General features: G+C 50.2%; 20 protein-coding genes and 1 riboswitch. Of the genes, 10 read left to right on the top strand and 10 right to left on the bottom strand.

Annotated elements, in window-relative coordinates; genetic code table 11:
- Positions 1-48 precede the first annotated feature (48 nt).
- The 3 genes from IMCC21906_RS00415 to IMCC21906_RS17130 all read right to left on the bottom strand — a co-directional run bounded on the left by IMCC21906_RS00415 (position 49) and on the right by IMCC21906_RS17130 (position 906).
- Positions 49-360, bottom strand: coding sequence for a DUF2695 domain-containing protein (locus IMCC21906_RS00415; protein ID WP_197085925.1), 312 nt, complete (start codon positions 358-360; stop codon positions 49-51).
- A gap of 55 nt (positions 361-415) precedes the next feature.
- Positions 416-619, bottom strand: a complete 204-nt coding sequence (locus IMCC21906_RS00410; RefSeq protein WP_156165947.1) for a hypothetical protein — start codon at positions 617-619, stop codon at positions 416-418.
- Between the two features lie 152 nt (positions 620-771).
- Positions 772-906 (bottom strand): hypothetical protein, encoded by a 135-nt coding sequence (locus IMCC21906_RS17130; RefSeq protein WP_255353585.1) that lies wholly within the window; start codon positions 904-906, stop codon positions 772-774.
- 206 nt (positions 907-1,112) lie between these two features.
- On the opposite strand from IMCC21906_RS17130, the gene IMCC21906_RS00405 reads away from it, so the two are divergent.
- Positions 1,113-1,424, top strand: a complete 312-nt coding sequence (locus tag IMCC21906_RS00405) for a transcriptional regulator (protein ID WP_047010500.1) — start codon at positions 1,113-1,115, stop codon at positions 1,422-1,424.
- Positions 1,417-1,704 carry a DNA-binding transcriptional regulator gene (locus tag IMCC21906_RS00400; RefSeq protein ID WP_047010499.1) on the top strand — a complete coding sequence of 96 codons (288 nt, stop codon included), beginning with the start codon at positions 1,417-1,419 and terminating at the stop codon, positions 1,702-1,704. The genes IMCC21906_RS00405 and IMCC21906_RS00400 overlap by 8 nt, the downstream gene beginning before the upstream one ends.
- 100 nt (positions 1,705-1,804) lie before the next feature.
- Here the strand turns inward: IMCC21906_RS00400 and IMCC21906_RS00395 are convergent, their stop codons facing one another.
- On the bottom strand, positions 1,805-2,995 hold the full coding sequence (locus IMCC21906_RS00395) for a class I SAM-dependent rRNA methyltransferase (RefSeq protein ID WP_047010498.1): 1,191 nt from the start codon (positions 2,993-2,995) through the stop codon (positions 1,805-1,807).
- Positions 2,996-3,327: 332 nt separating this feature from the next.
- Here IMCC21906_RS00395 and IMCC21906_RS00390 point away from each other — a divergent pair, with 332 nt between their 5' ends.
- Complete coding sequence (locus IMCC21906_RS00390) at positions 3,328-3,729, top strand: nuclear transport factor 2 family protein (RefSeq protein ID WP_047010497.1); 402 nt, start codon at positions 3,328-3,330, stop codon at positions 3,727-3,729.
- Between the two features lie 5 nt (positions 3,730-3,734).
- Positions 3,735-5,021, top strand: a complete 1,287-nt coding sequence (locus IMCC21906_RS00385) for an NADH:flavin oxidoreductase/NADH oxidase family protein (RefSeq protein ID WP_047010496.1) — start codon at positions 3,735-3,737, stop codon at positions 5,019-5,021.
- 35 nt (positions 5,022-5,056) lie between these two features.
- Here IMCC21906_RS00385 and IMCC21906_RS00380 read toward each other — a convergent pair whose 3' ends face one another.
- Positions 5,057-6,004: an AraC family transcriptional regulator gene (locus IMCC21906_RS00380; RefSeq protein ID WP_047010495.1), complete on the bottom strand. Its 948-nt coding sequence runs from the start codon at positions 6,002-6,004 to the stop codon at positions 5,057-5,059.
- A 184-nt stretch (positions 6,005-6,188) separates the two neighbouring features.
- Here IMCC21906_RS00380 and IMCC21906_RS00375 point away from each other — a divergent pair, with 184 nt between their 5' ends.
- From IMCC21906_RS00375 to IMCC21906_RS00365, 3 genes are read left to right on the top strand one after another with little or no spacing between them, the layout of a single operon-like run.
- Positions 6,189-7,379, top strand: coding sequence for a sulfotransferase (locus IMCC21906_RS00375; RefSeq protein WP_047010494.1), 1,191 nt, complete (start codon positions 6,189-6,191; stop codon positions 7,377-7,379).
- Positions 7,380-7,410: 31 nt separating this feature from the next.
- On the top strand, positions 7,411-8,598 hold the full coding sequence (locus IMCC21906_RS00370; protein WP_047010493.1) for a DUF1214 domain-containing protein: 1,188 nt from the start codon (positions 7,411-7,413) through the stop codon (positions 8,596-8,598).
- A gap of 31 nt (positions 8,599-8,629) precedes the next feature.
- On the top strand, positions 8,630-9,406 hold the full coding sequence (locus IMCC21906_RS00365) for an SDR family NAD(P)-dependent oxidoreductase (protein ID WP_047010492.1): 777 nt from the start codon (positions 8,630-8,632) through the stop codon (positions 9,404-9,406).
- An 11-nt stretch (positions 9,407-9,417) separates the two neighbouring features.
- Here IMCC21906_RS00365 and IMCC21906_RS00360 read toward each other — a convergent pair whose 3' ends face one another.
- The gene (locus IMCC21906_RS00360; RefSeq protein WP_052763283.1) at positions 9,418-10,593 is read right to left on the bottom strand and encodes a methyltransferase; all 1,176 of its coding nucleotides are present in this window, start codon (positions 10,591-10,593) and stop codon (positions 9,418-9,420) included.
- Positions 10,594-10,641: 48 nt separating this feature from the next.
- Positions 10,642-14,370 carry an ATP-binding protein gene (locus tag IMCC21906_RS16115; protein ID WP_052763282.1) on the bottom strand — a complete coding sequence of 1,243 codons (3,729 nt, stop codon included), beginning with the start codon at positions 14,368-14,370 and terminating at the stop codon, positions 10,642-10,644.
- 300 nt (positions 14,371-14,670) lie between these two features.
- On the opposite strand from IMCC21906_RS16115, the gene IMCC21906_RS00350 reads away from it, so the two are divergent.
- A complete protein-coding gene (locus tag IMCC21906_RS00350; RefSeq protein ID WP_047010491.1) occupies positions 14,671-15,126 on the top strand; it encodes a YaiI/YqxD family protein in 456 nt (151 codons plus the stop codon).
- A 192-nt stretch (positions 15,127-15,318) separates the two neighbouring features.
- Here the strand turns inward: IMCC21906_RS00350 and IMCC21906_RS00345 are convergent, their stop codons facing one another.
- Positions 15,319-16,029, bottom strand: coding sequence for an NUDIX hydrolase (locus tag IMCC21906_RS00345; protein WP_052763281.1), 711 nt, complete (start codon positions 16,027-16,029; stop codon positions 15,319-15,321).
- 113 nt (positions 16,030-16,142) lie between these two features.
- Positions 16,143-16,325: a helix-turn-helix domain-containing protein gene (locus tag IMCC21906_RS17205; RefSeq protein WP_197085924.1), complete on the bottom strand. Its 183-nt coding sequence runs from the start codon at positions 16,323-16,325 to the stop codon at positions 16,143-16,145.
- On the opposite strand from IMCC21906_RS17205, the gene IMCC21906_RS00340 reads away from it, so the two are divergent.
- On the top strand, positions 16,297-16,719 hold the full coding sequence (locus IMCC21906_RS00340; RefSeq protein WP_197085923.1) for an SDR family oxidoreductase: 423 nt from the start codon (positions 16,297-16,299) through the stop codon (positions 16,717-16,719). The two genes, IMCC21906_RS17205 and IMCC21906_RS00340, sit on opposite strands and share 29 nt — an antisense overlap.
- 40 nt (positions 16,720-16,759) lie before the next feature.
- Here the strand turns inward: IMCC21906_RS00340 and IMCC21906_RS00335 are convergent, their stop codons facing one another.
- A complete protein-coding gene (locus tag IMCC21906_RS00335; RefSeq protein ID WP_156165946.1) occupies positions 16,760-17,032 on the bottom strand; it encodes a hypothetical protein in 273 nt (90 codons plus the stop codon).
- 114 nt (positions 17,033-17,146) lie between these two features.
- Positions 17,147-17,406: riboswitch (cobalamin riboswitch) on the top strand.
- A gap of 105 nt (positions 17,407-17,511) precedes the next feature.
- On the opposite strand from IMCC21906_RS00335, the gene IMCC21906_RS00330 reads away from it, so the two are divergent.
- A complete protein-coding gene (locus IMCC21906_RS00330) occupies positions 17,512-21,888 on the top strand; it encodes a cobaltochelatase subunit CobN (protein ID WP_231580296.1) in 4,377 nt (1,458 codons plus the stop codon).

Raw genomic sequence — 21,888 nt, 5'->3', positions numbered from 1 at the left:
GCAGCGCTTTTAGCGGTCCAGCACGAAGTGCGCTCGTTGACAAACTTGTTATGTGTTTTTGCTAATTTCACTTTCCCAGATCTCTTCTACGTTTGCCAGTATTTCACAGTCACAAAATCCACCTTGCTCTTGTAGCCAAGGCAATATGCTGTCATGGCTTAGATTGTTGCTTGTTAAAAAAGCTGTTGTGATTCTTGGCGTATGATCACAGCCATTCTCTACCTGCTCATCTAAATGATCAAAGAGCTGGCCAAGGTGAACAAGCGATATCGGCATTTCTTCAATTGCCTTTTTCGTGTCCTCGGCCACGATCGCTTGAACTAATGCGGCGCGTCGTCTTTTTTCTTCCTTAGATGCCACGATGCCTCCTACACATAACAGCCTGTTAATGAGGCCTTCGGCCTCATAATAATTATTAGCGTGAATTCACGTTAATTTTCGCCCGCATCAGAAATTCCGGAAAATTAGCTATGAAATCAATAGATTGCCTGAAGCAGGCTTGAAGCACCAGGTGCTTCGTGAAAGGTTCACGGCTGGCAAAGCTGGCCAGAATAAAGAATCGGCAAGAAGAACCACGGCAAAATACTTTGGCATCCATATCAGCAGGACCTATTTCCATTTAAGTCGTCGGTATCAAAACTCACATTGATGAGCGATGAGCGGGATGTGATTGAACTGAGAATAGCCAAAAAAGTTACGCTGCGCTATCACGTTTTACCTGCTGTTGCCGGCGATCTTTTCGTAAGCGCTCAATAAACCCCATCCTTGCGCTCAGTCGTTTTCTAATCGCCCGTCGATCACAGACGACTGCGCGGCATCCTTGACCGCCGAGAGCAGGTGCGGCGAGACATTCCAGCGTTGCCCGCTGTCCGTCACCACGGTTACGGTTTTGCGGTTGAATTTCATAATGGTCGCGAGGACACGCTCACCCTGCGGGGAGCTGAAGCTGACCCGAACGCAGGGGTGGAACTGCATCATCGACTAGTGAAAAGAAAAGGGGACAGATTTATTTTTGTTTAGATGCACTTCGGATTTGAAACCGCGTGAAAATAAATTTGTCCCCTTTTTGCTCGTACTTGTCAAAATACGGCATTGCCGTATAATCTGGCGTTATGATATTCATCGAAACCAGCGTATTTACGAAACTTCTTCCGAATTACCTTTCGGATGAAAATTATCGAGCATTGCAGAGCTATCTCATGCAAAAGCCTGATGCTGGCGATATCGTCAAGGGCTCTGGTGGTGTAAGGAAGGTTCGCTGGGCTCCCGACGGAAAGGGAAAAAGTGGTGGCGTTAGAGTTATCTACTATTGGAAGAAGCCTGATCATGAAATCTGGATGCTTACGATTTATAGCAAATCGGAGCGGTCTACGCTTCCTGGTCATATTTTGAAACAAATCGCAGAGGCAATCGATCATGAGTAAGCGAGATATCGGTGCTGAGATCCTAAGTGGCATTAGAGAAATTCAGCAGTACAAGAAAGGGAAGGTTCAATTAAAAACCAGAGAGCTTTCGGAGCCCTCGCCACCGCAAGTGATCCGCTCAAAGCTCAAAATGTCGCAATCAGCATTTGCAGGGTTGCTGGGTGTCAGTATGCGTACGCTGCAAGATTGGGAGCAGGGCCGCCGCGAACCACAAGGTCCGGCTGTGGCTCTTCTTCGTATTGCGGAACAACACCCGGAAGTCTTCGCTCAACTTCACTAAAAAGAAAAGGGGACAGATTTATTTTTGTTTAGATGCACTTCGGATTTGAAACCGCGTGAAAATAAATCTGTCCCCTTTTTACGTTTAGGCGCGGTGAGGGTTAGCTACGACTAATTCGGCTAAGCACGGCTTTAAGGTAGCGGGTTTCGGGGATGGCCGGGTGCACCGGGTGATCGGGGCCTTGCATGCCTTCTGCCAATATTTGTGCATGGCGATCAATATGCCGGGAGGCGCTGCGAACCACTTCCAGTAGTTCTTCTCTGGGCATGTGCATGGAGCACGATGCTGAAATCAAGTAGCCATCTGGATTCAACAGGCGCATGGCCAGCTCGTTGATGCGGCGGTAGGCGAGAATGCCTTCTTTTTGATCTTTCTTGCGCTTAATAAAGGCCGGGGGATCAACGATGATCACATCAAAACGTTCGTCGGCTTCTTTCAGGGATTTCATGGCGGTAAAGGCATCACCTTCAATGCTGGACACTTTATCGGCAACGCCATTGAGCGTGGCATTTTCATGCACCATATCCAGCGCTTTGGCGGAGATGTCGGAGCACACAACCTCGGCCGCACCGAAGCTGGCGGCCTGCACTCCAAAGCTGCCTACGTAACTGAACACGTCTAATACTCGCTTGCTGGGAACCAGTGGTCGCAGCCATTCCCGGTTGGGTCGCTGGTCATAAAACCAGCCGGTCTTTTGGCCGCTTGCCAAAGGGGCTAAAAACCGCACGCCGTTTTCAATCAGTTCGACGGTTTCCGGCACCTCGCCAAAAGCGGTGATGACTTCAGATTCCAGCCCTTCCAGTTGCCGAACGCCGGCATCGTTACGAAGCAGTATGGATTTGGGTGCCAAGACTATTATTAATGCGTCAATGATCATGTTTCGCATGGCATCCATGCCTGCGGTGTTGAGCTGTACCGACAGGTGATCGCCAAAGCGGTCTACCACCAAGCCGGGAAGCAGGTCACTCTCGCCATAAACCAAGCGATAGCAGGGCTCGGCAAAAAGTTGCTCGCGCATGGCGAGGGCGCTACGGATGCGGGCGATGAGTTGGTTTTTGCTAAAGGGCTTGCTGCTCTGGCTTAGCAGCCGGGCACAGATAAGGGATTGTGGATTGATGTAAGCCACGCCCATCACTTTGCCTTGGCTGGACTCCACCACCACTTGCTCACCGGGATGAAAGCTTTTTAGGGGTGAGGCCTGCTTGTCTACTTCATTGCTGTAAATCCACAGGTGGCCACTGCGTAATCGACGTTCTTCGTTTTTGGCTAGGCGAAGGATGGGCAGTGACATAGCGACTCCAGAGGCGGGCGATTTAGTGGGCGCGCATTATTTCGCGTTAGCCGCTGGCTAGCCATCGTTATATTGCCCGGACGAATTTGATGTCAGTCGGTGAATAAATCCGATGGCAGGCTTGTGCGCGAGTTGCTAAAAATACACACAGTTTGCCGTCATCCCGGACGCGATAGCGAGCCGGGATCCAGCTGCTCGGAAGGTTTAGCGCAAGCATTGTGTCCTTCGCAGAGTGTCGAGTGCGATCTTACGTTCGTGCTTTAAACAATAAGGTTTTTCGGGCAGCTGACAGGCTGCTGCCTCAATTCAGTAAGCAAAGAGAGAGAATAATTATGTCTACGGAAAATAATAAGGCTTTAGTGGCCGAATTTTTTGCCCACTTCAAACGTAAAGATGTACAGAAAGCACTGGATATGATGAGCGATGATGCCACGTGGTGGATTGGTGGCAAGCCGGAGTTATTTCCGATGTGTGGCTTAAAAAGCAAAGCAGAGATGGGGGCAATTCTTAATGAGCTGGTGCCTGGCACTGAAGATGGTCTGGCCATTACGCCCAGCGGGATGATTGCAGAAGGTAATAAAGTGGCCTGCGAGGCAGAGTCATACGGCGTGTTGGGCAATGGTCGTGTGTATAACAACGAGTATCATTTTTTAGTGGAATTGCGGGACGGCAAAATCACGGCGGTAAAAGAGTATCTGGATACCATGCATACTGCCGATGTGCTGAAGGGGTAGCCAATATGCAAGATCGTCACGGGGCTTTAAATCAATCGTTGCGCCTTCCTTGTGGTGCGGTGTTAAAAAATCGCTTGGTTAAAGCGGCCATGAGTGAGGGCTTGGCCGATTCGAGTAACCGAGTATCGGACGATTTACTCCGGCTGTATCAGCGCTGGGCGGCCAATGATTATGGCCTGATGATTACCGGAAATGTGCAAATTGATCGGCGTTTTTTGGAACGGCCCGGCAATATTGCGATTGATGCCAATGGTGGTTTGGAGGAATTAAAAAAACTGGCGGCTATCGGCACGGAAAATCATCGCCATATTTGGATGCAGATAAACCATCCCGGTCGCCAAACGCCGGCGGGGATTCATGCCAAACCGCTATCACCCTCAGCGATATCGTTACCTTTAGACGCCGCGGGTTGTGGCGAGGCACAGGCCATGACAAAAAGCGAGATTGAGGATGTGATTCGTCGCTTTGTTCATGTCGCTCAGGTGGCAAAAGAGACGGGGTTTTCTGGGGTGCAGATTCATGCTGCGCACGGGTATTTGCTATCTAACTTTTTGAGCCCCTTGGCAAACCAGCGGAATGATGAATATGGCGGTAGCTTAGAGAACCGGGCGAGATTATTGCTTGAGGTGGTGAAGGCGACGCGGGCGGCGCTGGGGGGGGCGTTTCCTGTCTCTGTGAAATTAAACTCCGCCGATTTTCAGCGCGGTGGCTTTACCGAAGACGAATCGATGCAGGTGGTGCAATGGTTGTCTGCGGCCGGTATCGATTTGTTGGAAATCTCCGGTGGTAACTACGAGCAGATGTCGATGGTGGGGGCTGAGTCAGAAGAAGCTGCCACCACGAAAATGGCAAGCACCGTTGCTAGAGAGGCGTATTTTTTAGAATTTGCAGAAAAAATCCGCCCCTTGGTGAACATGCCGTTAATGATAACCGGCGGTATACGCAGTGTTGACGGCATGACCAGCGCCTTGTCATCTGGAGCCTGTGAGTTGATTGGCGTCGGTCGCCCGTTTTGCTACGCGCCGGATGATTGCGGTGGCATTTTACATTCAGTGCAAGAGCTGCCGACGATGGAGCGGAGCTTGGCCATGGCCAGAGATGCTTTAGGGCCGGATGTAGATGATAAAACCTTTAAAACGGCAGAATCCTTTGGTTTATTGGGTTGGTATTGCATTCAGTTGATGCGAGTAGGACGAGGGGAGGGTGTTGATGTGAATTTGAGTGTATTTGACGCCTTGCTGCGATATAAATCCTCTGAGGAGGCCGCTCTAGCGGCTTGGCAACGGCCTTAATTATCTGCCGCAGTATTAAGCACACTGGGTAGTGTTTAATGCTGCGGTTTTGTATTTTCTAAGAACCGTTTTCCAAATTGTATTTGATAGTTTTTTGGCGTAATGCCAATGGTCGATTTGAAGGTAGAGGAGAAATGTGACGCGCTGCTAAAGCCTAATTCGTAAGCAATATCGGTAATGCTGTAATGGGATTCGATTAATAGCTGCTTGGCTTTGGCGATGCGCCTGTCGACGATAAAGCGATGGGGTGGAGTCCCAAAATGCTTGGTAAATTGCTCGCAAAACGTCGTTCGTCCCATTCCTGCCCGGTCCGCAAGGGCTTCAATTTTTAAGGGTTCGCTTAAGCGATTTTCAATCTCTTCTGCAATGATCGAAAAATTATTGCCGCCCTTGTTAAACGATATCTGTGATCCGGGCTCGGGTAGTCTAACGGGGTCAAATTTCTGCTCTGAAACGAGCCGAAGTAAGTGCCATGACAATGACTCTAATACCGATCGGGAATAACGCTTGCTTAGCGAAGAGGCTGAGTGGGTGGCATTAAATAAGGCGAGAACGCTGGCAATAACATAGTCATCTCTTACCGCAAAAAGACAATCGCGAAGGTTTAATAAATCGTCGCCAACATTTTTGCCAAAAATATTCGCTGCACTAGCAGGAAAATGAATGGTGGCAAAGTCTACGCTGCCATCAAGTAAATACTTAATGGGTTGGCCGCTGGGTACCAAGGTGATATCGCCGGGGCGTGAAAATCGTTGGCTCACTCCCTCTTCAGTAAATACCCTGACCTGACTGTTGCCACCTAAATGCACCGCCACCGTCACTTCGCCATTTTTAGGGATACGCACTTCTTTCACCGGTTTGAGATCCCAGCGGTAGAGGCTGATTCCTGTGCTGGGTTTGTCCCGGTGCTCAATCATGGGAGTGGTGCGGCACGCTTTTGTATACACATCAAAGGCGGATGTGCTGTTGACAGCTGCATTCATTTCTTATCCTCGCGGATCTCTTTGTTGTTGATTTTATTGTGTTTTATATTTTTAGCGTTACTGAATATGGCGCGGACGATTCCATAATAACAGCAATGAATAATTTCGATATTGCTGGAGCGGACTTGTTGTTATAAATCGTTTTTGCTTCCCCAACATAAAAAGAATACTCGCTGGAGGATGAATGACGCAAATATCTGAACCCGTGGTCGTGGCAATACCTAAAACGGTGACTGAATTATTGAGCGCAGCAGAACAGGCGACAGGTCTGACTGACTTTGGTGATAGGCAATTTCTCACCGGTTTGGAAAAAGTGGTTAATGGTTTTATCCAAGAAGCACAGCTTTCTGAGTTGGGCGAGCAGTTAGCCTTTGGTGGCCTGCTCAACTCCTTGATTAATCGCCTGCGTTATGTCCGAGATGTTCATGCACATCCAGAAATCCTGCAAGAGAAAATTGAAAAGCCCATTATTGTTTTAGGTTTGCCTCGGACAGGTACGACAAAGTTGCAGCGGGTACTGTCTGCGGCCCCGCAAACTCAGGGCATGATTTACTGGAAAATGATGAACCCTGCGCCTTTTCCGGGAGAAAAACCGGGCCACCCGGATGAGCGGATAAAAGCGGCGCAAGATGTCGTGCAAATGTTTGCAGAAAATTTTCCGGGATTTATGGCTCGACACCCGACCGAGGCACTGCAGCCAGATGAAGAAGTGCTGTTAATGCAAGGGTCTTTCCAACATGTTGTGACATGGCTATTTGCTCGTATGCCCTCGTTCTATGATTACGCGATGCACACCGATCCGGCGCCTGCGTATCAATTTTTGCACAGCCAGATGCAATATCTGCAATGGCAAGATGGGGGTCGTCGCGGCCGACCTTGGGTGCTTAAGTCACCTTGCCATACTGCTAGCTTGGATTCGTTATTAAAAACCTTTCCCGATGCTGTGCTAGTGAATTGTCATCGGGAGGTCACCACCATCATTCCGTCGATGGCAGGCCTGACGGAAGAAATGCGCCGTATTCATAGTGATCGCGTTGATCGGCAGCTCATTGGTCCGGAGATGCTGGATTATTTTGGGCTTTGCATGGATCGCTATCTTCAAGTTCGAGATCAACTTCCAGAAGGACGAATCATTGATGTTCGTTATCAGGACGTGATTGGCAATGCGGTTGATGTTGTTAAGAGCATATTTGCAGCAGCCGAAATTCGTTTTGATGACGAGGCTCTTAAAGCCATTAACCACTTTGAGGCAGAACGCCCACAGCACCAGTTTGGTAGCTACAGCTACCACTGTGAAGATTATGGGCTGACCCCAGAAGCCATATCCACTCGGTTTGCTCACTATCAACAACAGTTCGCTGAATTTTTACGTTAATTAAAAACGCGCTAATAAAAGGAATGAGATTATGTCGAATAGAACGTCTTTTGAAAATTTATCTTTTTCAAACCCGGAAATATGGCAGCAAGTAACAAAAGTGATGGCAGAGATGGCGTCATTGGTTTGGGACGATCCCACTATTGATAATGATCTGGCTCGGGCCGAAGGGGTTAGACAACTGACGCGATTGATTTCTGGTGGTCAGCCCATCACCTTGGAAAATATTAATCCGGACTACCCGCATTTTATGCAGTTGCTTGGCACCAAAGTGCAGTGGGGCTTGCCCTCTGCGGATTGTCATTATCTGTGGGCGCCACTACACGGTGACAATGTTTATCGCATTATTGGTGATAGAGGTACGGCTAACTTAATCGACTTAGAAGTGCGAGAAGACCACATTGCTCACTTGGCCGATTGGAAGTTGTTTCATCGTCTGCAAGACCTGGAGGTGGGACCGAACAATCAGGTGGAAGTTGTGGTCAGCAAAACCCGTCCTGACAATGCAATGAATTGGCTGAAGCTGCCCGATGGCCCCTGCAATATGATTTTTCGCCAGTATTTTAGTGATTGGGATACCGAGCAGCCCGCACGTTTGACCATCATTACCGAAGGTAAACCCTATCCGCCACCACCCTTAAAAGAAGAGGATATTCGTCGTAACCTCGAATTGTATTGTGATCTGCTCAAGGAAATGCCTGCAGGATTTCGTCAAACCGTTGGCAGCTATTACAACGGCAAAACCGATGAGTTGAGCTTTGATGGGATTAACTACGGTTTTGCCTCACTGCGCTACGGTAAAGGGGTATACAAATGTGCCAAGGATGAAGCTGTTTTATTGGAAGTTGAACTGCCCAAAACCCGTTTTTGGAATATCCAGATTGGCAGTAAATTCTGGGAGGCTCGAGACTATCATCTTCGCCAAACTTCATTGAACGATCATCAGGCCTGGGTAGACGAGGATGGCATTTTTCGTGCGGTGATTTCCCACGACGATCCCGGTGTGGCCAATTGGTTGGATGCGGGTGGTCACGAAGAAGGGCTGATAACGGTTCGTTACTATGAAGCGGATGCCATTCGCCCGACGAGTCTGAAAAGGGTGAAGCTCAATGAGGTGGTGGACTTATTGCCTTCGTCGACTCCCCGAGTGTCTGCTGAGCAGCGGCAAAAACTGCTACAAAAGCGCGCCTGGTCATTCCCGCGTTTGGGCCGCGACTAACCATTCCCCAAAATAAGAAACAGGACGCAAAATGAAAGACCTTGAATCCTTATTTTCAATGAAAGGCAAAATCGCTTTAGTCACCGGTGCAGGAACGGGAATGGGGCGTCAGTTTGCCCATACCCTTGCCAAAGCTGGTGCGAAAACAGTGTGTGTGGCACGGGATGCTCAGCGGCTGGAAGCTGTTGCTGCCAGTATTCGTGCCGACGGTGGAGATGCCGTGGCCGTGGCGGGGGATATCTCAACAGTCGACTCGATAAACGATATTTTTAATCGCACAGAAGCAATTTACGGGCGCGCTAATGTGTTGGTGCATTGCGCTGCTCAAGCCGATTTTGGTTTGTTTCCGGAGATTGATGATGCGTCTTGGGACAGCTTAATTGAGGTGAATCTGTCCGGCACCATGCGCTTGTGCCGACAGTTTTCAAGCCGCTTGTTGGCGGCCAACGAGGCGGGTGCCATCGTCAATATTACCTCTATCACCGGCGACCGGGTCATGCCGGGCATGCCTGGATATTGCACGCTAAAGGCTGCGGTAAACCAATTAAGCAAATCCATGGCCCGAGATATGTTTGGCAAAAATATTCGGGTTAATGCCTTGTCACCCGGTTATTTTGAGACAGAGATGTCGTCTGCCTTATTTGACAGTGAAGATGGCCGAGCGCTAATTCAAATGCATCCATTAAAGCGATTGGGAAATGTCGAAGAGCTGGACGGCCCTTTATTAATGCTAGCCAGTGACGCCTCTTGCCATATGAATGGAAGCATTGTAACGGTGGATGCGGGGCACTCTATCGCCCTCGCGTAATGGCGATGTTGTTAATGGCTTTGCTTTGTGGCGAAGAGAAGAAGGTTTCGGGGCGTTAGTGCGTGGTGGCAAAAGGCCTTTAAGGTACAGCGGTAACCCTGTTCTTCTAAAAATAAAATGCCGTCGAGCACACAGCGTAATTCCAGCAATCGGCGAAAGGCCATTCTGGCAAGTTCCAAGCGCTCGGCCCTGGCAAGCAGGGCGGCTCCAAGATTGTGATACTCGGCAATGGGTTTTTTATAATTGAGCGTTAATGATTTCTGCTGACGATAATGCTGCAGTAATTCGGTGGTACTTTTCTTTGCCCAGCGCAAACTCAGACTGGGGAGTGGCATGTTTGAGTCTAGGCTGTTGTCTTGCAGCAATACCCGAAAAGCCAGTTGGGCGCTTTGCAGTGTTCGCCTGCCAGCAATCTCGCCTTGATGGGCGGTACTGCTTTGTCTGACGGCGGTGCGTAAATCTGTTTTATCGAGTTGCAGCTTTGCTGATTGAAGTTGCTGGGATAATGGCCGGTAGTGATCAATAAAGCGATGATAACAGCACGGCGATAGGGCAATTTCCGGGCATTGCTGATGGCTGGCGCATTGTAGCAGTCGTTGGTGGAGACCGCCGCAGGCATGAAGCGCAACCGCACGCTGAATATCGTTGGAAAAATACGACCAGACCTTGTCACTAAATACATCGCACTGTTGGAGTTGGTGCTGTGGCGCTGCGCGATGGTGCCCTGAATTAACTAAATCAGAGTTAATTTCCAGAGCCAGAATATTTTGCCCGCTTTGCTGATGAATGGCCCTGCCCAAATAAGATTTACCACTACACCACTCCAAGACCTTTCCTTTCGGTGGAGACTGGGCGTGGCAAAAGGCAAGAATTTGCTGCCATTTTCGGCCTGGTATACCCGCTGGCGGCTCTTTGACCTGCTGACGCGATTGATCTTGATAAGGCTGTATTAATTGATGGATCGCCTTGGCATCGTCAAAAAAAGGCGTAATGGCAGTCAATAAAGCAAGGTCGTCACCTTGCAGATTTCTGACCTGATCGTCATTCAGCTCCAGTAAAAAATGACATAGCTCAGGCTGATCCTGTAGCCATGTGGGAACGAAAAGCTGATAAGCATGGCTGCGCCATATTGCTTGGTGACGCAGCAGCAGTTCATCAATGTGATGTGTCAGTGAGCTGTAAGACATGCATTCTCGGAGAAAAAGACGTTATTGTAGCCTTTGCTCCTTGGGAGCTCACCCGGTTTTAGAGTTGGCCGGGTGGTTGTGCAGCTCTTTGCTAAAAACTTCGAGTACTTCTTCGCAGCAATTATTAAAATAATCCTCTAGGTCTCGGGCACCCTCCAGGTTGCCAGCCTTGGCTAAGGCTTCTAAGTTAGAGGCTGCTTCTTGTAGTTTTTTGCAATAAACCTGACCTGAACTGCCTTTTATTGAGTGGGCATGAAATTCAATTTGAGGGAGATCGTTGTTTTTAAACGCCGTTTGCAGTGCTTTTTGCAGTTCGGGTAAACGCTGCAGAATAAGCTCGACTAATTTGTGTAATGTTTTTTCTTGCCCCAAAACATTTTCCAGCGCAGTTTCACGTTGCCATATCACCGGACCGCTTGTCGCTTGCACTCTGGATACCGGTTTTTGCGTGGTATTAGTATTGTCGCCGTTTAGCCATTTAATCAGCAGGTTTTGCAGTTTAACAGCGTCTACCGGTTTGCTGAGATAATCACTCATACCCGCTTGGTAACATTTCTCCGGATCGCTGTGCATTGCGTTAGCGGTTACAGCAATAATCGGAATCTCTTTGCTCTGCTCTCCCGCTAAACCGTGGCGAATCGCGGCGCTGGCGCGATAGCCATCCATAACGGGCATTTGGCAATCCATTAAAATCAAGGAATAGGGTATTTCTTGTATAGATTTTTCAAGTGCTCTAAGCACTTGTCGGCCGTCACTGACAATATCCACTGACAAGCCCATATCCTGTAATAAGCAGGTCATGACTTCTTGATTAACTGCGTTATCTTCTGCGACTAAAATCCGATTGTGTTCAGGCCAAACGATTTTCTTTTCTGAAAGCGGTTTCTCGTCGTGGCGGATATAGGGGATTTGATGCTGTTGTTCAGGTGCGTCATAAAACTCTTTTGCCAGGCTAAGTAATACCGTCCAGTTATCCCCGGAGATGGGTTTAGAGGTAGTGCTGTCAAAGCCAATGTTAAGGCTGGCAGCGCGAAGATTGCTGCGAATGTCGGTCATTGCTACGATTGGAACGTTACGTAATGCATCAATTTTTCGTAGTTCTTTGATGAGTTCTGCTTGACCGTCGCCAAGAAAATCCAGCAATAACATATGGCAGCATGGTTCTGAGGCATCGCCTTGTAATTCTTCTAATCTAAATTTTAACTCACTGTATTGCACACCCGAGAAATTGACATTCCATTCTTGCAGCTGTTGCTGTGCGGCATTAAGTAGCGAGGTGTTTTTGCTCGCCATGACGATCCGAAGATCCTTGGTATTTACATTAGGAGCAATAATGTTTGCGTTTTTTGCGGGGCGAAGCTTGAGGTGGAAGCTAAAACAACTGCCTCGACCAACTACACTGTTAGCATCAATATCGCCGCCCATTTGTGTGCAGAGATTTTTGCAAATCGCTAAGCCTAAACCAGTGCCGCCGTATCGACGGGTTGTGCTGGCATCTATCTGGGTAAATGGTTGAAATAATTTCTGTAATTTATCTGAGGGCACACCGGGGCCCGAGTCGGTAACCGAACAGCTAAGAATGAGTTCTTCGTCTTTGACGACAAGCCCCGCGCGAATAAGAATTTCACCCTCTTGGGTAAACTTAATCGCATTGCTGACTAAATTGCTCACGATTTGCAGCACTCGGTCGGGATCGCCACAAACCTGATCTACATTGATAGCCCGGAAGTCGGTAATTAAACTCAGGCCTTTATCTTGCGCATTGACGGCCATTGCTTCACAGCGTTCATCAAGTTGGCGACGAAGATCGAAATTGATATTTTCGAGTTCTAGTTTTCCGGCATCGACTCGTGAGAAATCTAAAATATCATTAATTAAAGAAAGCAGGCTTTTGGCGCTTGAGCTGGCAATTTTTAATTGGTGGGCGTGTTCTTGGCGCAATGGCGCCTTTTCTAACATACCAAGCATGCCGAGAAGCCCATTCATTGGCGTGCGTATTTCATGGCTCATGGTTGCCAGAAATTCGCCTTTTGCTCGGGTTGCTGACTCGGCTTGTTCTTTGGCGGTGATCAGTTCTTGGGCATTACGCTTTCGGGCATCGATATCTTGTAGCGATCCATATACTCGCTGACAGTAACCGTTCTGAAAGTCAGCGCGGCCCGTTGCCCTTACCCACATTTCTCTCCCTTTGGCGGTGCGTATCATGCATTCAAGATTAAACGGTGCCCCTGTTTTGATGGCGCGATTCATCAAGTCAGAGATTTCCTGCCGTGTTGCCTCGGTCGTAAAGAATTGTAATCCTGATTGTAGCGAGGATGGGGTGTCTTCAGCGACGTCGTATATTTTTCGAGTCATGCTGGACCAATACATGGTTTGCTTGCTGCAATCGAACTCCCATGCGCCGATTCGGGCTTGCTCGCTCATGGCTTGGAGCATGTTTTTTCGGCTGTGCAGTTCTTGGTCCGCTGCTTTTCTCTCGCTGATATCTTCTGCCATTGCGCAGATATATTGACGCCCTTTGTCGCCATCAATAATGATGCCACTGAGTAAAATGGGCACAAGGTTGCCGTCTTTCTTTAATAATGCATATTCAACAGGACCATAAGCACCGTGCTGCAGAATTTGTGCTTCTACGTTTTTAATATCGCTTAATTTATCTTTGGGAAATAATCCGAAGCAATGCTTTAACGACAACTCGTTACTGCTGTAGCCCGTTAGCGTTTCCATAGCCTGGTTCCAGCGATGGGGCATGCCTGTAGAAATATCACAAAGCAGTATCGCGGTGGGTGAGTCTTCAAAAAGGCTTCGGTGTAAAATGCTCTCTCGGCGTTGTCGGCGGATTAACTTGGCGATGAGTAGCATCGGTAGCAAAATCAGGCAGGCGGCTATCATCAACGTCAGGCGAATAGCCCAGGCATTGTTTACGCTGCCATACCAGCCATGTTGAGGAATGGCGGCCAGCTCCCAGCGTTCATGGCTCAGTTCAATAGTATCGCTGACCGCCTTTGTTTGAGGGCTGAATAGCGTTTTATCGCCCCAGAATACTTGGCTGTCGCCTTCGTGAGTGGTTCGCCGAATGGCGAGTTTAAGTTTACCTTCTCTAGCAGTTATACCGCTGGCGGCGAACAGGCGCTGTATATCCATCACCGCAGAAAGCGTGCCCCATATTTTTGGCTGTTGCTGGGGGCCGTCGATAAAAACTGGAATTCGGGCAATTAAGCCTTCGCCACCCTGAATCAGTTTGAGGGGGGGCGATAAGGTGATTTTTCCGGTATCACGAGCGCGTTGTAAATCGATAAGTTGCTCGGGTCGGTTTTTAAAATTAAGCCCAATGGCTTTGCTGTTTCCTTCCAAGGGGTAGGTGAAGCGCAGAATGAGATCTTTGGTCGCGGCAACATTTCTCAGTTGGTTGTTGCTGTCGAAGAGGGGCGATACCAGCGCCGTGAATTCAGCCTGTCCGATATTGGGGTGACTTTTTATTGCGCCAACCACTCCCCGCACCAGCTGGATGTTGGTGTTGATATTGCCTTCGAGTTGAGCCCGGAGGATGCTCAGTTCATTCGCAGTGCTTTGACGAAGTTGGCTTTGGTAGTCTTGAGCGGCTAAGCGGTCTATAAAATAGCTACCAATGGCGAGAGATACGATGGTGAAACTAATAACGACAACATCCAGACGACGAGGCATCGCCTTTTTAGATATAGGGCGCTCGCCTGCCAGAGACTTGAGTGGTCTGTGTTTGTCGCTAGCTTTTTTTAGCCATGCCCGCAGTGCGGTCATTATACGAACCCTCTTGTTGCCGCGCATAGCCTTCCGTTATGAGGATTGTGCACAGCGATGCCTCCTGAAATCAGGCGCTGGGGTCTAATCTTAAAGTCTGTGCTGAGCAGCTGAAATGCGTAGATGTCCGTAGCCATATCGGTAGCAAAAGCCTGGTGTTGACGAGCCGTCTGGGGCTGGGGGAAGAGGCGTTATTGCTTACAGTCTCTACCGCTGCAAGCGCATTTGGCTCGGCAGCCCCTATAAAAATCGCTAAACTCCGTGTTTTAGCGCAATTTTTAACCGAGAAGATGAAGCGTAATGCAAATTTGGGTTGATGCCGATGCCTGCCCGGTGGTGGTTAGAGAAATTCTGTTTAAAGCTGCCCAGCGCACAGGTGTACTACTGACGTTGATTGCCAACCAAATGGTGAAGGTGCCGCCGTCAGCCAATATTACTGCACTGCAGGTCAGCTCTGGGTTTGACGTGGCGGACAATGAAATTGTTTTGCGGGCAAATACCGGAGACCTGGTGATTACCAGCGATATTCCCCTTGCCGCAGAGGTGATTGAAAAAGGCGCTTTGGCTCTAAATCCCAGAGGGGAGCTGTATACCCGCGAAACCGTTCGCAGCCGCCTCAATATGCGTGACTTTATGGATACGATGCGCAGCAGTGGCGTGCACTCGGCGGGGAGCGCCACCTATGGCCAGCGAGAGAAGCAGGCCTTTGCTAACCAGTTGGATCGCTGGTTGGCAAAACTGCCAAAGGCTCAATAGCTTTGCGGCATGGTTTTTAAATCATACCAGGCCGGTAGGTTGAATATGAGCTGCAAGGGGTGACATCGCCCCACCACGAGCGGACTCAAAAGCTTTATGGCTGGATGAACATCAGTAGAAACATGTGGCATTTAGACTAACAATACCAGTGAAAAGTAGAGTAGGGCTCTGCTACCAGTCACTGGCAGGCGGTTATCGGTCTAGTCGTTCTATGTTATTTGCAAGTCCACTGCGTAAGTAATGCCAAGTACCATTTCTTAAAATGCAGCGGTGCCTCGGGCCCTCTGGTGACGGGGTTGCGCCTGTGTAAGCGGCGTCGCCAGCAAAGAAGATTTGCGCATCGCCGTCACCCTCTGTTGTTAAAATAGGTGTCGTTTCATAGGGTTTTCTGTTGGCTATAGCCGTCATGGCCTGTTCGACCGTGTCGTAAATAGCCAGCGCTTTGAGACTGAGCAGGGTGGGAGGGAATAGCCCGAGTTCGCCCGCCTCGTGGGATGAGAGGGCGTGATTAACGGCTATCCAGGCGTGGTCAACAATTTCACTGTTATCAATAAGCACATCTTCTACGCTAAATGTTGGCGCGATGAAAAACCAGGTGTGGAAGCGCTTTGGCTCGGCTTGGGGGGTAATCCAGAGAGAGAAGTTGACGAGTGTCTTTTCGTCAATCAACAGTCCCGACTCTTCGAAAGCTTCGCGCACGGCCGCGCGGCGGGCAGCGCTAAGCTCACTGACATCGCCATCTTTCCTATCTTCTGCGTCGATTGCGCCACCGGGAAAAACCCAAATACCACCGGCAAACATCAGCGCCTGGTTGCGTTTTAACATCAGGGTTTCTAAACCGTGTGGGCCATCTCTTAGCAAGATGACAGTGGCCGCTGGGCGCGGTGCTGAGTTTGAGGACATTAACGACTCCTTGTTATTTATTGTGTTTGTATCCTTCGTGTTATTTGGAAAACTCTTTAGTACGGCCGTTTCAATCAGTTTGATGCCCAATTCTGCTGAGTTTCAGTTCTCACTCAGGAGAGAAAAACGTTTTTCGATAAGCCTCGTCGCTGAAACTCGCTCGGAGAGCAACCAGTGTGATTTTTAAATACAGTGGAAAAATGGGATTGACTGCCAAAGCCCACCTCATCAGCAATGTCAGTAAGGGATATTACGCCTTCATTTTCAATGATGAAAGCCGAGGGTCGCTTTGGCAAAGGCGGCTCAATTATCAATATGTCCTCAGTGGTGAGTCAGGTAGGTTTACTTGGGCATAGTTTCTATGGTGCAAGCAAGGGCGCGATAGCCTCTTTTAGCCGCCATACGGCCGTGGAATTTGCCAGCTTGGGCTATGGAGTCCGGGTTAATTCAGTGCACCCTGGGGTGATTGCGACCGTGATGGGGGATCGCTCCCTGCAGGGTTTCGTCGATGCAGGCATGGCTGGCTCCATAGAGGAAGTCGTCGCCATTCTGGAACAGCAGGCCATTCCCCTCGGGCGTAGGGGAAGTGCTGAGGATGTGGCCAATGCGGCCTTGTATTTGGCCTGCGATGCCAGCAGTTATGTGACCGGCATTGAACTCACGGTAGATGGCGGTTATACCGCGATGTGAGAGAAAACGAACTGAACTGTGGTGGCGACAAAAGGCGTGGTCATTGGTCCATGTCAAATTGCCTTGTTGCCAGTGCTGCTGCACTGCAGCTGTAGCGGCTTGCACTTAGTGTGTTGCGATTTTTTTGGATATTCTCCCCCGGCTGGCTCACCGATAAGTAGTTTAATAACCCGGCGGGGGTGGGCCCGGCGGGGTCCATAAACATGATGGCCTCTACTTGGGTGCGGTGTAGATTGTCTTCTTGCAAGCGCCATTCAAACCAAGCGTGCTGAATAGTCACGGCCTTGCGCGGCGGTTTTAGCGTTGAGTTCACGGCGTCACATCCAATAAGGGTTTGGCTAATCACCCTCCTTGAAAACAATGATGGACTCAAAAAATACAGAGTGCCTGCCGAGGTGATTTCTTGACCTAATTTCTAAAGTGCGTATCCTTGTCCACGCTTTCAGGTGCCCGACGGCAAGTCCATTGTCTAGGGTTAAACGGGAAACAGGTGCGTATTACCTACGTGTGGTAACGCTAAGCCTGTACTGCCCCCGCAACGGTAAGCAGATTATCTTTTTCCGCCACACCTCCCGGTGTTGGCAGCCACTGCGCCAGTGAATCAGGCGTGGGAAGGCGAAGAAGCTGTGCTCATGCACTTTGAGCAATCTGTGAGTCCGGAGACCGGCCTAAGCAAAGGAAATAGATCGTGGCGGGGTGCCACTGAGCTTTCAGTCAGTTTCTGAATTGCCGTCCCCTTTCTATTTCAATCAACCGCTATCAGCGCAGAGGTTCTGGCGCAGGGGATTGCTTGTGATATTTCAGCTACGCCATGTTATGGCTTTGCTTATGCTGGGCTGCGGCCTGTTGTTTAATGCGCCGCTGTGGGCGGCCAGTCAAAGTGTGGCGGTGATTGTATCCGACCGGTCTGCTCCCTATTTGGTGGCGGGAGCCCATCAGTTAAAGGATATGGGCAGTGACGCCCAGATTGACATCCGCACGGTGAGCCAGCTTGCGGAGATGGATGATCAACAGCTTAGCAGTCTGCTGGCAAATAAGGATGCCCTGCTCTTGGTGGCGGTGTTTGGTGATGCCGTCGATCGTTTACTGAGTATGCCGCTTGCCAATCAAAAACTGCGCATGGTGATACACAGTGATCGCCGTTTACTGGCTTTGCAACAGGGCCGGCAAGGCGCGATTTTTGGCCACGGTTTGCCGGACGATATTGTCTCGGAGAAGACCGCCTTATTGGATGCCTCTGCACTTGAAACATTCCAAAAGCAGCACCCCAAATATCATGATTGGCTGCAGGCTCGCGCCTACTGGTTAAATCGTTCAGTGGAAAATGCCCGTGCTTTGCTGGCTATGCTCGCCAATGGCAACCGTCAACAGTCGCCGCTGGTTGTGGTGTCGCCGTTGCGCTTTGCCCTGCATCATCAAGGTACGGCAAGGTGGTTAGATGTTGATGCGCTCAGCCGTGCCTTAACACCCCTGCAGCCTACCTTGTGGATTCTCGATCACGATACCGGTGATCTGGCGGGAGAGTGGGCACTGCACCAGCAATTTTGTCAGGCTCAGGACTGGCAATGTGTTTCGGTATTGGCGTCCTGGGGGCAACCCAGTGTGGAGGCGGTAAAGACGATTAACGCGTTTAGTCAAAACGCCACTCCCACTGCGGTATTGGCACTGCAGGATTTTGTGATTGGTGGCGGCGATGGTCGCGAAGCCGTTCTGGCTGAATTAAAAAAACTCAATGTGCCGGTGTTAAAAGGGCTGCGGGTGGGGGAATGGAGCGAGGCAGATTGGCAACTTTCTGATCAGGGGCTTCCCCGAGACTCCATCCACTACCGCTTGGCCATGCCTGAATTGCAGGGTGTGAGCCAAGCCCAGCTGCTGGCACTGGCAGAACCTCAACAACAAGACCCACTTACCGGTGCCAGTCTTTTTAGAAGCAAGCCTCTTGCGCATGAAGTGCAGCGTCAGGCCCGGCGATTACAGCGTTGGTTAGACCTGCAGGTTAAGGCCAATGCCGACAAGCGGGTGGCTATTGTGTATTACAACCATCCTCCCGGCCGCCACAATATTGGGGCGGACAACCTCAATGTGCCAGAGAGCTTATTAACAATATTGCAGTCACTGAAAGCGGCGGGCTACACCACCGGTGAGATTCCCGGCGACACTGAGGAGTTGCTGGATATTTTGCAAGCCCAAGGGGTTAACCTGCCGGAAGATGCCAAAGCCTTAGCTGAGATGGCTGGCAAGGTGGCCGGTTTGAGTGCCACGCAGTATCAACAATGGTTTGAAACCTTACCGGCCAGTGTCCAGGCCGAGATGGTGGCGGGGCCTCTGGGCGCATTGCAGACCTTGATGCAGTCTCAGGTGTCGGCTATTGCCAGCCTGGCTTCTGCGTCGGCGCGTCAGGCGCGGGCGCAGTTTCTTGAAGATCGCATGCACAGCACTATCACTGATCTTCATCATGCAATGGATGGTTTGCGGCATAAGGGACGGGCAAGAGCCTTGGATTTGCTGGCCCAGTTAGAAGAAGAATATCTGGATGTGTTGCAAAAGCTGACGGCGGGGCAAGACCTGGAGTGGCAGCGCAGCCAAGCTTTGGTTGATGCCATTGTCAAAATGAAGATTGAGGGCATTCGTGGCTGGGGCGACGCGCCGGGCAAGGTGATGGTCTGGCAGGGCAGGCAGCTGATTCCGGGTGTGCAATTTGGCAATGTGTTTTTAGGGCCGCAGCCGCCTCGGGGGTGGGAGATTAATGAAGAGCTGCTTCATGCCAATATGTCATTTCCGCCCCCTCATCAATATTTAGGCTTTTATCACTATCTGCAAGATGTGTTTAGCGCCGACGCCATGGTGCATGTGGGGCGACATTCTACCTATGAGTTTTTACCCAAGCGCAGCACCGGGCTTGGCGAGGCCGATTATCCCAGCATTATCGCCGGGGATATTCCCGGCATCTATCCCTATATTGTCGATGGTGTCGGTGAAGGTATTCAGGCCAAGCGCCGAGGTTTGGCGGTAATGGTGGATCACCTGACACCGCCCTTGGCGATCACTGAGCTCTATGACGATTTATTGCAGTTGCGACAGTTGATTGAAAGTGCTGAGGCCGCGACAGATTCCCAAACCCGCAGCCGCGCTGTGCAGCGACTCAGAGAAACCATCGACGAGCTTGAGCTGCGAGATGAATTGATCGCCAGTATGGATGAAGAGCTGCAAGTTCGGGGCGTAGGTTTTGATGATATTGATGAAGAATTTTTGCTCCACGAAGTGGGGCATTATCTGACCAATATTCAAGAGGACTTTATGCCGCTGGGGTTGCATGTGTTTGGTCAGAATTGGACGGAAGCTGCCTTGGATACCATGGTGAACTCCATGATTGATGGCAATAAGAATGCGCCATCTGATTTATGGCGGCAGCAATTAAAGGCCTCTCCCAAGGCCGAGATGGATGCTTTGCTAAATGGCTTAAACGGTGGCTTTGTCGCGCCGGGTAAAGGCAATGATCCTATTCGTACCCCAGCGGCGCTGCCCACCGGTCGCAATTTTTATGCTTTGGACGGCAGTTTGCTGCCTACCCAGTTAGCCTTTACGACGGGTGAGACGTTGGCTAATAAAGTGTTGTCTGGTGAGTCGGGGGTTGCTGCCCATACCGAGGATATTGCCGGTAATAAACAAGGTGTGATTCTTTGGGCCTCTGACGCCGTGAGAGATGAAGGCGCGATGATTGCCTTTGGTATGAAGCTGCTTGGGGTGAAGCCAATTTGGAATAGCCGCGGCATTATAAAAGGTTTACAGCGACTGCCATTAAGCGCCAGTCAGCCCAAACGGTTTGATGTGGTTTTTACCACATCGGGCTTATTCCGAGACCTTTACGGCGAGCATATGTTGTTGCTAGACAAGGCCAGTCTGTTGGCATTGGATGCCAGCCGGGACCGGATAATCAAGCAGTTTCCTGCCTTAACCACCGCGCTACGGGCGGCCTTGAAACCCTTGGGGGAATGGCAACAGGGCGGCAATGAGCCGCTGGATAAAAATCAGGTGGCAAATAACTGGGTGAATCAGGCGCGAAAAATATTAGCAGAGCAAGGTGATATTGATGCCGAGACCTTGGGTCGTCAGGCCAGTGTGCGGGTGTTTGGCATTGCTCCCGGTTCTTATGGTGCCGGTATTAATCGCTTGGTAGAGCGCTCCGGGGCGTGGAAAGATCGCAGCGAACTGGCCGAGGTATTCAGCAAACGTATGGGTCACGCTTACGGGGTTGGTCTTGATGGTCAGGCCGCTCCAGCGCTGTTTCGCCAGCAGCTGGCGGGTATTTCCCAAACCTATTTGGGGCGAGCCAGTAATCTCTATGGCTTGGTCGATAACAACGATGCCTTTGATTATTTAGGGGGCTTTAATCTTGCTGTAGAAACCGTGCGGGGCAAGGCGCCGGCCAGTGCAGTGATCAATCATGCCGACGGCAATGACTTGCGCATTGATGCGCTGCATACCGCGATATTGTCAGAATTGCGGGGGCGGTTTTTTAACCCGCAGTGGATTAAGCCGCTGATGAATGAAGGCTATTCAGGCGCCCGTACCATGGGCAGTGAATTTATTGAGTATCTTTGGGGCTGGCAGGTGACCAGCCCGGAGATTATTAATGACTGGGTATGGCAAGAAGTGAAAGCGGTCTACGTTGACGACAAGCTTGATCTGGGCCTGGATGACTTTTTAAGCGATGGCCATAACCGCTATGTGCAAAGCAATATTCTGGCGGTGATGTTGGTAGCTGTCGACAAGGGGTTTTGGCAGGCTGATGAGGCGACGGTTAAACAACTGGCGGAGGCGTTTGCCGATAATATTATCGAGCACGGTAATCCCGGCAGTGGTCATACTCATGCCAATCATCCCATGTATAACTTAGTAAAAACTCAGTTATCGGCAGAGAAGGCCGCCGCCTTGGAAAAGCTGCTGGCAGAGAGTCGTCGTCAGCAAAGCATCGCCGACAAACCGGTTCCAAGCCATATTCAGGAGGTGCAAGTCGATGCTAACACATCGCCGCCGCCCTCAGAATCTTCTACACATGCTTCGTCAGAGACGGCTTCTGATGACACTCAGTGGTATTGGCTGTGGATCTTGGCGGCAGGCTTGTTGTTAATTGCGATGGGTGCTGTGCGTGGCCGTAGCCACAACTAA

It is taken from the genome of Spongiibacter sp. IMCC21906 (genome assembly GCF_001010805.1).
Lineage (GTDB): Bacteria > Pseudomonadota > Gammaproteobacteria > Pseudomonadales > Spongiibacteraceae > Spongiibacter.
Note: the sequence above shows the minus strand (reverse complement) of the source record. Positions and strands in the feature narration are given on the sequence as shown.

Excerpts from the sequence above, each read along its gene's own strand:
- IMCC21906_RS00370 (WP_047010493.1), top strand. The coding sequence starts at position 7,411 with ATGTCGAATAGAACGTCTTTTGAAAATTTATCTTTTTCAAACCCGGAA.
- IMCC21906_RS00385 (WP_047010496.1), top strand. The coding sequence starts at position 3,735 with ATGCAAGATCGTCACGGGGCTTTAAATCAATCGTTGCGCCTTCCTTGT.
- IMCC21906_RS00360 (WP_052763283.1), bottom strand. The coding sequence starts at position 10,593 with ATGTCTTACAGCTCACTGACACATCACATTGATGAACTGCTGCTGCGT.
- IMCC21906_RS00340 (WP_197085923.1), top strand. The coding sequence starts at position 16,297 with ATGATGAAAGCCGAGGGTCGCTTTGGCAAAGGCGGCTCAATTATCAAT.
- IMCC21906_RS00400 (WP_047010499.1), top strand. The coding sequence starts at position 1,417 with ATGAGTAAGCGAGATATCGGTGCTGAGATCCTAAGTGGCATTAGAGAA.
- IMCC21906_RS16115 (WP_052763282.1), bottom strand. The coding sequence starts at position 14,370 with ATGACCGCACTGCGGGCATGGCTAAAAAAAGCTAGCGACAAACACAGA.
- IMCC21906_RS00350 (WP_047010491.1), top strand. The coding sequence starts at position 14,671 with ATGCAAATTTGGGTTGATGCCGATGCCTGCCCGGTGGTGGTTAGAGAA.
- IMCC21906_RS00345 (WP_052763281.1), bottom strand. The coding sequence starts at position 16,029 with ATGTCCTCAAACTCAGCACCGCGCCCAGCGGCCACTGTCATCTTGCTA.
- IMCC21906_RS00375 (WP_047010494.1), top strand. The coding sequence starts at position 6,189 with ATGACGCAAATATCTGAACCCGTGGTCGTGGCAATACCTAAAACGGTG.
- IMCC21906_RS00405 (WP_047010500.1), top strand. The coding sequence starts at position 1,113 with ATGATATTCATCGAAACCAGCGTATTTACGAAACTTCTTCCGAATTAC.
- IMCC21906_RS00380 (WP_047010495.1), bottom strand. The coding sequence starts at position 6,004 with ATGAATGCAGCTGTCAACAGCACATCCGCCTTTGATGTGTATACAAAA.
- IMCC21906_RS00365 (WP_047010492.1), top strand. The coding sequence starts at position 8,630 with ATGAAAGACCTTGAATCCTTATTTTCAATGAAAGGCAAAATCGCTTTA.
- IMCC21906_RS00395 (WP_047010498.1), bottom strand. The coding sequence starts at position 2,995 with ATGTCACTGCCCATCCTTCGCCTAGCCAAAAACGAAGAACGTCGATTA.
- IMCC21906_RS00410 (WP_156165947.1), bottom strand. The coding sequence starts at position 619 with ATGGAAATAGGTCCTGCTGATATGGATGCCAAAGTATTTTGCCGTGGT.
- IMCC21906_RS00390 (WP_047010497.1), top strand. The coding sequence starts at position 3,328 with ATGTCTACGGAAAATAATAAGGCTTTAGTGGCCGAATTTTTTGCCCAC.
- IMCC21906_RS17130 (WP_255353585.1), bottom strand. The coding sequence starts at position 906 with ATGAAATTCAACCGCAAAACCGTAACCGTGGTGACGGACAGCGGGCAA.